Here is a 15,450-nt window from a genome sequence, read left to right on the forward strand (position 1 = left end):
CGCCCGACGGAGTCGGCCGCGTCTCGAATCCACGCAAGCCGATCCCTGAAAGCCGGTTGCGTTCTCGACGTCGGCTCACGAGGGTTTCGAGACGGCCCTGGCGGGCCTCCTCAACCACCGGGAATGCGATGGATCGCCGCGATCAGGCCCCGACGTACGCCGCGAGATACTCGCCGGTGAGCGTCGAACGGTCGGCGACGAGGTCGGCCGGCGTGCCCTCGAAGACGATCCGGCCGCCGTCGTGGCCGGCACCGGGGCCGAGATCGATGATCCAGTCGGCGTGGGCCATGACCGCCTGGTGGTGCTCGATCACGATCACCGACTTGCCCGATTTCACAAGCCGGTCGAGAAGGCCGAGCAAGTGCTCCACATCGGCGAGGTGCAAGCCGGTGGTCGGCTCGTCGAGCACATAGACGTCGCCCTTCTCGCCCATCTGGCTGGCCAGTTTCAGCCGCTGGCGTTCGCCGCCCGACAGGGTCGGCAGCGGCTGGCCCAGGCTCAGGTAGCCGAGGCCCACGTCGACGAGTCGGTGCAGTATGGCGTGCGCGGCCGGTGTGCGTGCGTCGCCGGCGCTGAAGAACTCCTCGGCTTCGGTCACCGACATCGCGAGCACCTCGCTGATGTCACGGCCGCCGAGGTGGTACTCCAATACGGATGCCTGGAATCGTTTGCCCTCGCACTCCTCGCAGATCGTGGCGACGGGGGCCATCATCGCGAGGTCGGTGTAGATGACGCCGGCGCCGTTGCAGGTGGGGCAGGCGCCCTCCGAGTTCGAGCTGAACAGGGCCGGCTTCACGCCGTTCGCTTTCGCGAACGCCTTGCGGATCGGCTCGAGCAGCCCAGTGTAGGTCGCCGGGTTGCTGCGCCGGGAGCCGCGGATGGCGCCCTGGTCGATGGTTACCACTCCGTCGCGAGCCGAGACCGACCCGTGAATCAGCGAGCTCTTTCCGGAACCGGAGACTCCGGTGACGACGGCGAGAACACCGAGCGGGATGTCGACGTCGACGTTCTGCAGGTTGTGCATCGTCGCGCCGCGCACATCCAGTGTGCCGGTGGGGGTGCGCACCGTCTCTGTGAGCGCGGCCCGGTCGTCGAAATGGCGACCGGTGAGGGTGCCGCTGGCACGCAGGCCGTCGACGGTTCCTTCGAAACAGACGGTTCCGCCGCCGGTGCCGGCGCGCGGGCCGAGGTCGACGATGTGGTCGGCGATCGCGATCGTCTCCGGCTTATGCTCCACCACGAGCACCGTGTTGCCCTTGTCGCGCAGCTGCAGCAGCAGGGTGTTCATGCGCTGGATGTCGTGCGGGTGCAGCCCGATCGTCGGCTCGTCGAAGACGTAGGTGATGTCGGTCAGCGACGATTCGAGGTGACGGATCATCTTGGTGCGCTGGGCCTCGCCGCCGGAGAGCGTGCCAGACGGTCGTTCGAGGGAGAGGTAGCCGAGCCCGATTCCCACGAACGAATCGAGGGTCAGCTGCAGCGTCTCGACCAGGGGCGCCACCGACGGCTCGTCGAACTCACGCACCCATTCGGCCAGGTCGCTGATCTGCATCGCGCAGACATCCGCGATGCTCAAGCCCCGGATCTTCGACGACCGGGCGCCCTCGTTCAGCCGGGTTCCCTGGCAGTCGGGGCAGGTCGTGTAGGTGACTGCCCGGTCGACGAACGCCCGGATATGGGGCTGCATCGACTCCTTGTCTTTGCTGAGCATCGACTTCTGGATGCGGGGGATGAGCCCCTCGTAGGTCATGTTGATACCGGCGATCTTCATGCGCACCGGCTCTTTGTGAAGAAAATCGTGAAGCTCCGCCTTCGTGAAGTCGCGGATCGGCTTCTCGGGGTCGAAGAATCCCGACTCCTTGTAAAGGCGCATGTTCCAGCCGCCGGCGTTGTAGCCGGGAACGGTGAGTGCGCCTTCGTCGAGCGACTTGCTGTCGTCGTACAGCTGGGTGAGGTCGAGGTCGGTCACGCTGCCGACTCCCTCACACCGGGGGCACATGCCGCCGGTGATCGAGAAGCTACGGCGCTCCTTCACCTTTTCTCCGCCACGCTCGATCGTGACGGCGCCCGCGCCGCTGACCGAGGCCACGTTGAACGAGAACGCCTGGGAGGAGCCGATGTGTGGCGTGCCGATCCGGCTGAAGATGATGCGCAACATCGCATTGGCGTCGGTGACGGTGCCGACGGTCGAGCGTGGGTTCGAACCCATGCGCTCCTGGTCGACGATGATGGCCGTGGTCAGTCCCTCGAGCACGTCGACGTCGGGCCGGGACTGCGTCGGCATGAATCCCTGCACGAACGCGCTGTAGGTCTCATTGATCATCCGCTGTGATTCCGCGGCGATCGTGCCGAACACGAGCGAGCTCTTGCCCGAACCGGACACACCGGTGAACACCGTCAGCCGGCGCTTGGGGATCTCGACGCTGACATCCTTGAGGTTGTTCACCCGCGCGCCCCGCACCCGGATCAGGTCGTGCGTGTCGGCAACGTGCAGTTCCGGTGACTGCGTGTCGACGCTCGTGGCAGTGCTCATCGTTTCTCCATCTGTCGTGCAACCTTCGTGCTGTCGTGCAACCTTCGTGCTGTCGTGCAACCTTCGTGCTGTCGTGCAACCGTCGTGCAACCATCAGGCGTCAGCCCGTCGGATGCGCCGTCGCTGTTCTCGACGACGTCACCGGGCGGGGTCTCACCAGCTTCGAGCATACGACCGGTTGGACGGCTGCGAGCAGTCGCCCGTTCAGCCACGCAGAGCCTGAGAGACTGTCACGCATGAGCACCCTCGCATCTCCCACACATCAACCGGTACTCGAACTCAACGAGGTCACCTTTGTGCGGGGTGGAGTCACAATCCTTGACCGGGTGAATCTCACGGTGCGCGCGGGCGAACATTGGGCGCTGCTCGGCCCGAATGGCGCGGGAAAGAGCACAATCCTCGGCTTCTGCGGAGCACAGACGCACCCGACGAACGGCACCGTTGAGGTGCTCGGCGCCAGGTTGGGGCGGGTCGAGATGCAAGCGCTCCGGCGCGACATCGGGCATGTGAATCCACGCCATCCGTTGAACTCGCCGTTGAGCGTGCGCGAGGTGGTGTTGACCGGCCTGACCGGAACAATCGAAACGCCCATCCGCTGGGAAGCGGAGCGCGGTCAGGTCACGCGCGCCGAAGAACTGATCGGTAGCCTGGGTCTTGCCGCGAAGACGGATGCCCGCTGGCCGACGCTGTCGCAGGGTGAACGCGGACGCACACTCATCGCCCGAGCGCTCATCTCCGAACCGCGACTGCTGCTGCTCGACGAGCCGTCCACCGGTCTCGATGTTGCAGCTCGTGAGCAACTCCTCGAGACGATCGACAGTCTCGAGCAGACGCATCCTGACATTGCGTCGGTTCTCGTGACCCACCATCTGGAGGAACTGCCCAGCTCCACGACCCATGCCCTGCTGATCTCACACGGGCGCGTGACGGCGAGCGGGACGGCCACCAGCGTCATCACCAGTGAGAACGTGACGGCGGCCTTCGAGCACCCCATCGACGTTGAATATCGAGAGTCGCGATGGAGTGCTCGAGCGCGCCGCCGTGCCAGCGCCGTGTTTTCCTAGCTCGCGACGAAGCCGGAACCTAGGCGCTCAGCCGCGGGTAGTCGGTGTAGCCGACGGAATCCGGTCCGTAGAACGTGGCAGGGTTGGGTTCATTCACCGGGTGCTCACCGTGCCAGCGTTCGACGAGGTCGGGGTTGGCGATGGCGAGGCGACCGATGGCAACGGCGTCGGCGTCGGAGTTCGCGATCAGCGCGATGGCTTCCTCGCGCGTCGTAACACTGCTGAAACCGCTGTTGGCGATGACCTTGCCGCCAAATCGGGCGCGGAGATCCTGCACGAGTGCGCCGGTCGGCTCACTGTGCAGCACACTCAAATAGGCGAGTCCGAGCGGGGCGATTCCGTCGACGAGCGCGTCGTAGGTGGCCTTCGCATCGATCTCGTCGGTCTCGATGACATCCTGGATGTTGTGCATGGGCGAGAGGCGGATTCCGACGCGTCCGGCACCGATCGCCTCCGCAATCGCGGTGGTCACTTCGATCGTCAAACGTGCGCGGTTCTCGGGGGATCCGCCGTAGATGTCGTCGCGCTGGTTCGATACCGGAGAGAGGAACTGGTGCAGCAGGTAGCCGTTGGCACTGTGCACCTCGACCCCGTCGAGACCGGCGTCGATCGCGCGCTTCGCCGCGGCCACGAACTCGTCACGGATGTCCGCGAGTTCGTCGGTCGTCAGGGCGTGCGGCACGGGATAGGCGACCTTGCCGGTCGCGGTGTGTGTTTCGCCGGCGATGGCGACCGCGCTCGGCGCCACGATCCGGTCGGTCCCGGTGATTTCCGTGTGCGAAACCCGCCCACTGTGCATCAGCTGCATGACCATCCGACCGCCCTTTGCGTGCACGGCGTCGGTGACCCGTCGCCATCCGTCACTCTGTTCGTCGGTCACGATGCCGGGCTGACCCGGGTACGCGCGCGACTCGTGGCTCGGGTAGGTGCCTTCGGTGATGATGAGACCGATGCTGGAGCGCTGCGCGTAGTGCTCAACGAGAAGATCGCCCGGAATACCGGATTCGCCCGAGCGAGTTCGGGTGAGCGGTGCCATGACGACGCGGTTGGGCAGGTGCAGGTCTCCGAGAGAGACAGGCGAGAAGAGATCCATTCAGTGTGGCCTTTCAAAGCGGAAAGTGGCGGCGCTGGCGCGTCGTCACCTCTGGGCTGAACGCCGTCACAGGGAGGGCTATTCCGAGGCGGCGCGTCGCGGTACGCCGCAACGGGAACATCCGCGCACACACCGTCACATCTCGACGGCGAAAGTCATTGACAGCACAGCCGAATCCGGAACTTAATAGCGCAGTCGCACAGTCGGCCGTCCCTACCCCCGATGACGACGAGCCCCCGCGACGTCGAACGGAGCAACGCATGTCCATGCAGCGAAGCCGCATTTCGCCCCCAATTCCTGCAACAGGGACATCCGGTCGACGTCGATGGTTCGCGTGGATGTCGACGGCGCTTGCGATCGTCGTCATGGCGTCGGCGGGCATCGCAGACGGAATCACAGCGGCACCGGCGCAGGCCGCCAATCCGGCGGTGATCACCCTCACCTTCGACGACGCCAATGCCGATCAGCTCACCGCCGCCTCGATCATGAAGACCAACGGGTTGCACGGCACCTTCTACATCCCGTCCGGCTACGTCAACCAACCGGGCTACCTCACCGTGGCCAATCTGCAGGGGCTCGCCGCCGACGGCAACGAGATCGCCGGGCACACGGTGACGCACCCTGACCTGGCGACGCTGCCGGCCGACGAGGCCACCCGGCAGGTGTGCAACGACCGGGTGAACCTGAGTAACTGGGGCTTCAGGATCACGAGTTTCGCCTATCCGTTCGCCTCGCTGACACCGGCGACCGAGACGATCGTGAACAACTGCGGGTACAACAGTGCCCGCGGCCTCGGGGACATCCAGACCCGGTTCGGCTGCAGGGGCTGCGCCCTGGCGGAGTCGATTCCGCCCGCCGATCCGTTCCAAATGCAGGCACCGGATGAGGTCGACAACACCTGGACACTCGCCGACTTGCAGAGGACCGTCACGCAGGCCGAAACGGCCGGAGGGTGGATGCAGCTGACCTTCCATCACATCGGCACCGGCGGCACCGACCCTCTCATCGTCTCGCCCACCTTGTTCACACAGTTCGCGACCTGGCTCAAAGCACGCCCGGCAACGACGACGGTCAAGACCATCGACCAGGTCATCGGTGGCAGCGTGAAGGCCCTCGTCTCTGGCCCGGTCGTCGTGCCCAAGCCGGTCGGCAGCAACCTCATCACCAACCCCGGGGTCGAAACCCTGACGAGCGGGGTGCCGCAGTGCTGGCAGAACGGCGGCTACGGCACGAACACCCCGACGTTCACGACGGTGAGTCCAGGGCGCACCGGAAGCCGCGCGGTGCAGCTGCGCATGTCGGGGTATGTGAGCGGTGATGCGAAATGGCTTCCGGCACTCGATCTCGGCGGATGCTCACCCAACGCGACAGTCGGACACAGCTACGCACTCGGCGCCTGGTACAAATCAACAGCGCCCACCCAATTCGAGCTGTACTACCGCACGGGTCTCGGATCGTGGACCTACTGGACGGCAAGCCCGTTCTTCGCCGGCTCCACAAGCTATCTGAAGGCCACCTGGACGACACCGCCTCTGCCGGCCGGGGCGAGCGCGATCAGTTTCGGGCTCAACCTTGTCAGCAACGGCACGCTCACGACCGACGACTACGAGATGTTCGACTCCACCGCGACTCCGCCACCACCGCCGCCGCCCGCCGGATCGAACCTCGTGCAGAACGCGAGCCTGGAGACCGCCGGCACCGGAACCACGCCGCAGTGCTGGCAGACGAGCGGATTCGGCACCAACACGCCGGTCTTCAGCACCGTCGCCACCGCGCACTCCGGCACCAAGGCGGAGCGCCTGGTCATGTCGGGCTACTCCAGTGGCGACGCAAAGCTGCTGCCGACGCTTGACAGCACCTCCTGCGCCCCGGCCGCGATCGCCGGCCACACCTACTCGGTGCGTGCCTGGTACACCTCGACCGCGGTGACCCAGTTCGCGCTCTACTATCGCGATGCATCCGGCACCTGGGTCTACTGGACCTCGAGTCCCTGGTTCGCTGCGGCGACCGCGTACACGCAGGCGAGCTTCACGACGCCGGCGCTGCCCGCCGGCGCGACTGCGGTCAGCTTCGGTTTGAATCTGTTCAACAACGGCACCTTGATCACCGACGATTACGCAATGTACGAGTCGGTGGGGGCGCCGGCGTTGTAGCGGCTACCGCGAAGCTCGCGCGGTGGCGTCTCACGATCGCGCGGGCTGATCGCTGAATTCGGCCGTTCTCGGTGGTCGAGCCTGTCGAGACTTCGCGAGCCGACCTCTGAACTCGGCCGTTCTCGGTGGTCGAGCTTGTCGAGACCAGGCGAGCCGACCTCCGAACTCGGCCGTCCTCCGAGCCTGTCGAGACCTCGCGAGCCGACCTCCGAACTCGGCCGTTCTCGGTGGTCGAGCCTGTCGAGACCTCGCGAGCCGACCTCTGAAACTCGGGTTGTGCGGCCCCGCCTCGTTGATCGAGGAGCGCGCGAGCTTGCGAGCACGTGTCTCGAGATCTCGCGAGCCGACCTCTGAATTCGGCCGTTCTCGGTGGTCGAGCCTGTCGAGACCTCGCGAGCCGACCTCTGAACTCGCGTTGCGCCCCGGTCTGGAAAAAGATTCCGAGAATGTTTCCCAGACCCATCGTTTCGGGGTCTTTTCGGCCCTCGAATGTCAGTGGTCACCGGTTGACTAAGGGTATGAACCTCAACGACGAGTTCTCCCAACCGCCCGACGACAAACCGCCCGATCCGGTTCCGCCGGATGCATCCCGGATGTCCCCGGCGGCCATGGCCGACCACCTCGGCTCCCTGATCGACTTGGTGCTGGATTCCGAACAGGCGCGTGCCGTGGCGGATGCCGACCGGGCCCGCCGCATCGACGCCGCCCGCCTCTTCTCCGAGCTGACCGTCAACACCAGTGCGTTGGTCGCCCCGGCCTATGTCGGCTTCGGCGGGGATGCCTACCAGCGGGACCTCGTCTCCCGGGTGCTGGTCAGTGAGCTGGCCGCCCTGCTCCGGTTGCCGGACCGCACCGTGCAAACGTTGATCGCCGAAAGCCAGGCGTTGGTGCATGACTTCCCGGACACCCTCGCCGCGCTCGGTGCCGGGCAGATCAGCTATCGGCACGCGCACGCTCTCCTCGACCAGGCCTGGTCGCTGCCGGCCGCGGCGCGGCCCGGGTTCGAGGCGGCGGTGCTGCCGAAGGCGGCGACGTTGACGGTGGCGCAGTTCGACCGTGTCGCCCGGCGCTGGCGGGAGAAACTGCACCCCGAGTCGATCGCGGTGCGGCACCAACGGTGTCTCGATGACCGGGAGCTGGTCTTCGAACCGGCGCCGGACGGGATGGCGTACCTGCACCTGTACCAGTCGGTGGAGAAGGTGCAGGCGGTCTTCGACCGGGCCACCGGCCTGGCGACGGCGCTGCAACGCGCCGATGAAGCCCGCACCCTCACCCAGCTGCGGGCCGACGCGATCACCGATGTACTCCTCGACGGGGTCACCCCGGGCGGGCTTGGCCAGGGTGTCCGCGGGAATGTCGCGGTGATGGTGTCGGTGATGACCCTGCTCGGCCACGACGACGACCCCGCCCACCTCGACGGGTATGGGCCGATCGACGCCGACACCGCCCGCAGGATCGCCGCCCACGCACCGAGTTTCACCCGGATGTTGACCGATCCGGAGACCGGCGTCATCCTCTCCGTCGGCCGCAGCCGGTACGCGGTGCCGGCAGACCTCCGCCGCTGGTTGCGGGTGCGCGACGAGACCTGCCGCGGGCCGGGCTGCAACCAGTCGGCCGCGAGCTGCGACATCGACCACGGCATCGAATGGCACGACGCCGGCCGCACCCGCCACGACAACCTCGCGCATCTCTGCAAGCGGATGCACAAACTGAAAACCGAGACCAACTGGACCCTGAACCACCGGCCCGGCGGCGTCATCGACTGGACCTCACCAACCAAACACACCTACACGACCGAACCGGCCCGCCTCATCCAGGTCACACCGCCACCGTTCTGACTCGGGCCCGACCAGACCGGATCGGATAACCCAGGCGGGCGCCGTTGCTGAGTCATCTGCTGACGCATCTCCCACTTCGAGTCATGCGCGGAGGCCAAACCGACGACTGCTCGTTGTTGCGCCGCCCGATTCGATCAGGTGGCTGCGACGCGACTTCTGCGCACCTCGGCCTGGCCAGGCCACCCGTTAGAGTGTTGCGGTGGGGGAGAACAGACGTATGAGACGGGCCGGGGGTCGCCGCCGTCGTTGGCCATGGATCACGCTCGGGGCACTGGCGCTCGTCGCGCTGCTGGCATTCGTCGGCATTGTCTTCGGCGGAGCCCAAGTGCTCCTCACCCCGCATCATGGGATGACCACCGCCGCCGGCACGGTGCTCGACCTCACGGAGACGCAGATCACGCTCAAGAAGACTGCGGTCACCGAGCGCGTCGGCACGTACGGGTTGCAGTGGGCCGCGGATTCCGACAGCGCCGCCACTGCAGGAACCGCGACGATCGGACCGGTCTTGTCGAGCACGACTGACACGGTCATCCGCCCGATTTCCAACATCCAGGGCACGTTGACGGTCGGTACAGCGGTGAAGCTCAATCCCAACATTTACACCGGTGACCCAGAGACCAGCCTGGGCATCCCGTTCAGCACCGCCCTGGTACAGGGTGAACTCGGGTCGATGCCGGCCTGGCAGGTCGAGGGAACCGGAAGCACCTGGGTGCTTTTCGTTCACGGAATCGACGGACTCCGGCAAAGTGCACTACGACCGCTACCCACTCTGGTGGCCGCGGGCCTGCCCACCCTGGCCATCAGCTATCGCAACGATACCGATGCCCCGGCCAGCCCGAACGGGCTCATCCACCTCGGTCAGACCGAGTGGCACGACCTCGACGCAGCCGCCGCCTATGCGCTCAGCCAGGGCGCGACCGAATTCATCCTCTACGGAGATTCAATGGGGGGCAGCATGGTGACCCAATTCATGCACCAGTCGCAGTACGCGCCGAAGGTCGTCGGCATGGTGTTGGATGCGCCGGTGCTCAACTGGAAAGGCGTGCTGCAGGGGCAGGCCGATCGTCTCCACGTCGGATTTCTCGGCGGAGCGCTCCAATCCGTCGTCTCCTGGCGGGGTGACATCGACCTCGGCATGCTCGACGAGCTGACTCAAACCGAGACCTTCGAGAATCTGCCCATCCTGCTGTTCCAAGGCCTCGCCGATCCACTCGTGCCGCATGCCGAAAGCGAGCAGTTCGCTGCCGCGCTGCCCTCAGCCACCTATGTGCCGGTGCCGGAGGCGGGCCATATCCAAAGCTGGAACGTCGATCCTGCAGCGTATGAGGCGCACCTCGCGGCCTTCCTTGCACCGTTTGCCTCGACATCCGGTGCTGGCGAGGGAGCCTCACTCAGGTAGTCGGACGAGTCCAGATCGCATCCGCGACAGTCAGAGGCAACTCAACCGTCCGACCATTCGCACTGACCAGGATGATTCCTGCTGCAGAACTCGTGCGCATCACAGTGAGCGTGGTGTCGAGTCGCAAACCCTTCTCGTCGAGGTAGCGCAAGACATCGGGGTGGCGGTCGGCCACCCGTGCAATGCTGCCGACATATCCGGCGGCGGCATCCGTCAGCCGGGTCGCCTCGACGGAGTGCACAACGCCATCGACCGTTGGGATCGGGTCGCCATGCGGATCCCGGGTGGGAAAGCCGAGTTGCTTCTCCATCGCGGCGAGCACCAGATCTGAAACGGAATGCTCCAGCTCGTCGGCCTCGGCATGCACCTGATCCCAGCCCAGGCCGAGTCGCTGCACGAGATACGTCTCGATGATCCGGTGGCGACGCACAACTTCACGAGCGACCGCGTCTCCGGCAAGAGTGAGTGTGACGGGTCCGTAGGCCTCGTACGCAACCCAGCCCTCGCGGGCGAGTTTCTTCAGATTCGCCGACACTGTCGAGGGGGTGACGCCGAGGCGGTCGGCCAACTCGGTGGTTTGCGGGGCGACATCCGCCCACTCGTACGCCTTCCAGATGAGGGTCACGTAGTCTTCGACGACCTTCGAAACCGGAGGAGGGGGCATGGCTCTCAGCCTAGTCATGCCGAAATCTTCTCGGTCGAAGGAGCGACATCGCGCTTCTTCATTCGGCCGAACGGAGCACGCAACGCCGGAAGGATGTGGCGACGGTTGATGAACAGCATCACGATGGCGACGAGCATCTGGATGGCGCTGAGAACGTAGCGTCCGGTGGTGTCAGTGACAAAGAACTGCAGCACAAAGACGCCAGCCAGAGCGAACGCTGCCGATCGATGGAATCGAAGTGCCACGATGATCGCGACCCCCATCATGGTCTGGCTGGCGGTGAGCACGAATTCCTCGATCTGACGGCCATCGAGAGGCAAGCTCGACCCGCCGCCACCCATCCAATGGGCCAGCGGGAGCGAACCGACGAGCAGCGACCACTGGTTGATCTTGGAGGCGATCAGCGTGCCGATGGCCGCGGCTCCCATGCCGCGCATCGCGAAAAGCACGGCGATGATGAACTCCGGAGCCTCAGACGCGAGTGGCGCGAGCCACTGCACGAGAAAGTACGAGTCGATTCCCAGCGCCGAACCGGATGCGACGAGGGACTCGGCAAACGGCTCGGCCGCCATCACAATCACGATCGCCGACACGGCAAACAGGGCGATCACAGTGATCCGCCGACGAGTCTGTGGCATCTCAGCGATGTGCGCGGCCATGCCGACGAACTCGTCGTGGCCGTCGTCGAGCGCGCGGCCGGCTCGCCAGAGGTAGAGCGCGAACACCACGATGAGGGCCAGGCCGAACCACGACGGGATCTGACCCATCAGCGGAATCGCGAACGCGACGACCGCCAGAATCGCCAAGAAGCCGATGTCGAGGCGGCTTGCACGAGGAAGCCGCAAGAACGTTGGTTTCGGTGTGCCCAGCCGGCGCGCCGATCTGCGTGCCACCGCGAGTGCGACGAGCACGACGAGCGGCCAGCCGAAGCCGAGCAAAAGCCGGTTGGAGCCGGTCATGTTCGCTGCCGCGAATTGCGCGTAGGCCGGGTCCGAACCTGATTTGAAGGCGTAGAAGAGGTCGACCGCATACTCGGGGAGCACCGCGATCAAGGCGAGCAGCGCGATGGCCAGGGCTCCGGAGATGTCTTTCTGGGCCGCCTCCGCGGCCCACGCGAGGAGGAAGGATGCTGCGACGACGGCGGCTCCGAACAACGCCAGATCGAGCACGGGATTGGGGGAGAGGCCCAGGATTCGCAGGGTCATGGCCGGAGCCGCAATGCCGAGGCAGAGCAGAATGCGGCGAAGTAGTTGTGGGGGCATGGGTGTCTCCAGGTCTCGAACGACCGGAGGGTACTCTGACGCTCCGGCCGACTATCGGGCCGAAGGTCTCGCTCACCTCGAAATCGAGGAGGCACGCCGGGCAGGTCGTCATGACCCGCCAGTATGTCGACGTACCGCGTCGCCCCGTGATCACGCGGCGGTGGGAGCTACTCCCCTTCAGATATCGATCATGGGGGAGGGCGATCGGGTGTGTCTACGGGCAGAAGATTGTGTGAGGCGTCACAACCTGAGAACGCGTGACTGAATCCCAACGAGTGATTCTCAACGAGCGATGTGCTTGTTCCAGGCCTCGACCAGCCGTATGATTCAACGAGCGATATTAGAACGCTCAGTTCGATTATCGAACAACTTGGGACCTTGGTCCACATCACCCACAGAGAAGTGAGGAAGCCGTGCAGTTCCACCACCACGGATACGTATCCACCGACCCGCGCGTCGAACCAGCAGCAGGGGTCGGCATCGATCGGCCCGATGAGCTTCCCGAGAACGTCGATGTGCTCATTGTAGGAACGGGCCCGGCCGGTATCGTCACCGCCGCCCAGCTGGCACAGTTCCCGAGCGTCACGACCCGGATCGTGGAGCGCCGTGGCGACCGACTCCCGATCGGCCAGGCCGACGGCATCCAGGCCCGCAGCGTCGAGACCTTCCAGGCATTCGGCTTCGCGAATCGAATCATCGACGAGGCCTACCAGATCACGGAGATGGCGTTCTGGAAGCCAGACCCCAGCGACCCCTCGAAGATCGCCCGCGCCGCCCGCGCGGTTGACGACCCGACGGGGATCAGCGAGTTTCCGCACTTGATCGTCAACCAGGCACGCGTGCTGGACTACTTCGCAGAATTCATGGCCAACTCGCCGGCCCGAATGAAGCCCGACTACGGGTTCGAGTTCAAGAGCCTTCAGGTCGCCGCCCCCGACGAAGACGCCGAGTACCCCGTCACCGTGACGCTCGTGCACACGACGGGGGAGCACGCGGGGCAGGAACGCATCGTTCATGCCAAGTACGTGGTCGGCGCCGACGGTGCCCACAGTGCTGTGCGTGAATCCATCGGCTGCACGATGGCCGGAGATCAGGCATTCCACGCTTGGGGCGTCATGGACACCCTCGCGGTCACCGACTTCCCGGACATCCGCACCAAGTGCGCGATCCAATCCGACACGGGCGGAAACATCCTGCTCATTCCGCGGGAGGGCGGCCAGCTGTTTCGTATGTACGTCGACCTGGGTGAGGTGGACCCGTCTGACAAGGGAGCAGTGCGCCAGACCACACTCGAGCAGATCATTGCGAAGGCCAACGCGATTCTGCACCCGTACACGCTCGACGTGAAAGATGTGCCCTGGCACAGTGTCTACGAGGTCGGGCACCGGCTCACCGACCGCTTCGACGACGTGGTTGTCGAGGAGATCGGCACGCGCACGCCGCGGGTCTTCATCACCGGTGACGCCTGCCACACGCACAGCGCCAAGGCCGGGCAAGGCATGAACGTGTCGATGCAGGACGGCTTCAACATCGGCTGGAAGCTCGGTTACGTACTCGACGGCCGCAGTCCCGAGAGCCTGCTGAGCACCTATTCGGCCGAGCGTCAGCCGGTCGCCAAGAGCCTCATCGACTTCGACAAGCAGTGGTCGACTCTGATGGCCACGAGGCCGGAGGATCTCGACGACCCGACCGAGCTCGAAGACTTCTACACACGCACCGCCGAGTTCCCGGCCGGGTTCATGACGCAGTACCCGCCGTCGATGCTGGTCGGCGAAGCGTCGTTCCAAGACCTCGCCACGGGCTTTCCGATCGGCAAGCGTTTCAAGTCGGCCCGCGCCGTGCGGGTGGGCGACGCGAACTACGTGCAGCTCGGGCACCACCACCGCGCCGATGGCCGGTGGCGCGTCTACGCGTTCGCGGATGCCGCGGCATCCGGTGAACCGTCGGCACTCGCCGACTGGGCCCACTGGCTGCAGACCGCGCCGGACTCTCCGCTGCTCGTGCACTCTCCGAAGGATCGCGACGTCGACAGCGTGTTCGACGTCAAGGTGATCTATCAGCAGCCGCACCCGGAGGTCGACATTAGTCGGGTTCCGCCGGTGTTCCTGCCGAAGACCGGCCCGTTCGGGCTGACCGACTACGAGAAGGTTTACGGCATCGACCCGGCGGAGGACATCTTCGAGGTTCGCGGGCTCGACCGTGGCGGCGTCGTCGTGGTGGTGCGCCCCGACCAGTACGTGGCTAACGTGCTGCCGCTGTCAGCGACCGACGAACTGGCGGCGTTCTTCAGAACGAACTTGCTCGCCCGGTAGCACCGGCGTGAAAGAAGGAGGGGGCGGTGAGCGATTCGCCGCTCCCTCGCGAAGTGGGGGTCAGGCGCCGTAGGCGCGTGCCACGCTCTGGGCGCCGAGTTTCAGTCGCTCGGCGATCTCGCTCTCGGAGTCCGGGAGGAAGACATGGATGACCGCGATTGAGGCGCGCGGTTGCCCGGGGAGCGTGAGCGGCACCGCCACCGACCGCAGCGACGGCACGACTTCGTCGTGGCTGGAGGCGTAGCCGCGAAGCCGGCTCTCGCTGAGTTCCTCCCGCAATTCTGCACTCAGATCGGCGGGCCAGGCGCTCCCGGGGAGCCCCATCAAGATCGCCTTGCCGGGGCCGCCCCGGCTGATCGGGTGCCGGTATCCCGGGCGGTACGACACCACGGCAACGGTCTGGCGCGGCACCGCGCTCACCAGCGTGACTGCTTCGCCGCTGTCGGCCAGCACCGCGAGCAAGCACGTCATGCCGAGCTCGTTGGCGATCTCGTTGAGCACGGGGAGTGCGGCCTGCTGCAGGCTCCGTGCGACGCCGGAATTGAGCGCCGCCAGCCCCACTCCGAGTGCGAGGTGGCCCGCGTCGTCACGCGTGACGAGGTCGTGGTCTTCGAGGGTGCGCAGCAGTCGGTAGGCGACGGAGCGATGCACATCCAGCGCAGCCGCCAGCTCGGCGATCGAGAGATTGCGGTCGGCGCTCGCCAGAATCTCCAGCAAGCGGATGCCGCGATCGAGCGTCTGGGATCCCGCCTGCGCGCTGCTCTGCTCTGCCATCCGTGCCTCTTTTCCACCGGCGCATCGACGACGATCGTCTCACTATCTGATCCGCTCGTTCGATAATAGGACACGGGCGTGCTCAGTGGGACTGGTTTGGCTCGTTCGTCCACGAGGCCAACCCCATTCGACGGAGATTTTGCGTGATTCGTGACCAATTCGCAGCCGTGCCCGGCGCGTCGAGAATTATCTCCGTCGAATGGGCGGGCCCGACCCGGTGATCGAGCCTGTCGACGCTTCTATGGGTCGTGTCAAGGGGCGTTCGCGTTGAGTTTCCTGAAGAGTGAGCGTGCGATGTAGCGCTTGAGGCAGCGCAGGATCTTCTCGGGGGTCTTGCCTTCTTGGGTGCGTTTGGCGA

At 65.6% G+C, this 15,450-nt stretch carries 10 protein-coding genes; 5 read left to right on the forward strand and 5 right to left on the reverse strand.

Annotated elements, in window-relative coordinates; all coding sequences use genetic code 11:
• Window positions 1-142 precede the first annotated feature (142 nt).
• Window positions 143-2,533 (reverse strand): ATP-binding cassette domain-containing protein, encoded by a 2,391-nt coding sequence (locus AC1DCF_RS14980; protein ID WP_477211731.1) that lies wholly within the window; start codon window positions 2,531-2,533, stop codon window positions 143-145.
• A 236-nt stretch (window positions 2,534-2,769) separates the two neighbouring features.
• On the opposite strand from AC1DCF_RS14980, the gene AC1DCF_RS14985 reads away from it, so the two are divergent.
• Window positions 2,770-3,597: an ABC transporter ATP-binding protein gene (locus AC1DCF_RS14985; RefSeq protein WP_477211732.1), complete on the forward strand. Its 828-nt coding sequence runs from the start codon at window positions 2,770-2,772 to the stop codon at window positions 3,595-3,597.
• A gap of 19 nt (window positions 3,598-3,616) precedes the next feature.
• On the opposite strand, the gene AC1DCF_RS14990 is transcribed toward AC1DCF_RS14985, so the two are convergent.
• Window positions 3,617-4,690, reverse strand: coding sequence for an alkene reductase (locus AC1DCF_RS14990; RefSeq protein WP_477211733.1), 1,074 nt, complete (start codon window positions 4,688-4,690; stop codon window positions 3,617-3,619).
• A 338-nt stretch (window positions 4,691-5,028) separates the two neighbouring features.
• On the opposite strand from AC1DCF_RS14990, the gene AC1DCF_RS14995 reads away from it, so the two are divergent.
• From AC1DCF_RS14995 to AC1DCF_RS15005, 3 genes are all read left to right on the forward strand, one after another.
• Window positions 5,029-6,843 (forward strand): polysaccharide deacetylase family protein, encoded by a 1,815-nt coding sequence (locus tag AC1DCF_RS14995; RefSeq protein ID WP_477211734.1) that lies wholly within the window; start codon window positions 5,029-5,031, stop codon window positions 6,841-6,843.
• Between the two features lie 518 nt (window positions 6,844-7,361).
• Window positions 7,362-8,681 (forward strand): HNH endonuclease signature motif containing protein, encoded by a 1,320-nt coding sequence (locus AC1DCF_RS15000; protein WP_477211735.1) that lies wholly within the window; start codon window positions 7,362-7,364, stop codon window positions 8,679-8,681.
• A gap of 199 nt (window positions 8,682-8,880) precedes the next feature.
• Window positions 8,881-10,080 carry an alpha/beta hydrolase gene (locus AC1DCF_RS15005; RefSeq protein WP_477211736.1) on the forward strand — a complete coding sequence of 400 codons (1,200 nt, stop codon included), beginning with the start codon at window positions 8,881-8,883 and terminating at the stop codon, window positions 10,078-10,080.
• Here AC1DCF_RS15005 and AC1DCF_RS15010 read toward each other — a convergent pair.
• Window positions 10,073-10,762, reverse strand: coding sequence for a metal-dependent transcriptional regulator (locus AC1DCF_RS15010; RefSeq protein ID WP_477211737.1), 690 nt, complete (start codon window positions 10,760-10,762; stop codon window positions 10,073-10,075). The two genes, AC1DCF_RS15005 and AC1DCF_RS15010, sit on opposite strands and share 8 nt — an antisense overlap.
• Window positions 10,759-12,006: a sodium:proton exchanger gene (locus tag AC1DCF_RS15015; protein ID WP_477211738.1), complete on the reverse strand. Its 1,248-nt coding sequence runs from the start codon at window positions 12,004-12,006 to the stop codon at window positions 10,759-10,761. Before AC1DCF_RS15015 ends, AC1DCF_RS15010 begins: the two co-directional genes overlap by 4 nt.
• Window positions 12,007-12,419: 413 nt before the next feature.
• Here AC1DCF_RS15015 and AC1DCF_RS15020 point away from each other — a divergent pair, with 413 nt between their 5' ends.
• On the forward strand, window positions 12,420-14,318 hold the full coding sequence (locus tag AC1DCF_RS15020) for an FAD-binding monooxygenase (protein WP_477211739.1): 1,899 nt from the start codon (window positions 12,420-12,422) through the stop codon (window positions 14,316-14,318).
• A 60-nt stretch (window positions 14,319-14,378) separates the two neighbouring features.
• On the opposite strand, the gene AC1DCF_RS15025 is transcribed toward AC1DCF_RS15020, so the two are convergent.
• The gene (locus AC1DCF_RS15025; RefSeq protein WP_477211740.1) at window positions 14,379-15,092 is read right to left on the reverse strand and encodes an IclR family transcriptional regulator; all 714 of its coding nucleotides are present in this window, start codon (window positions 15,090-15,092) and stop codon (window positions 14,379-14,381) included.
• Window positions 15,093-15,450 lie beyond the last annotated feature (358 nt).

The organism is Leifsonia sp. 10L418 (genome assembly GCF_056395445.1).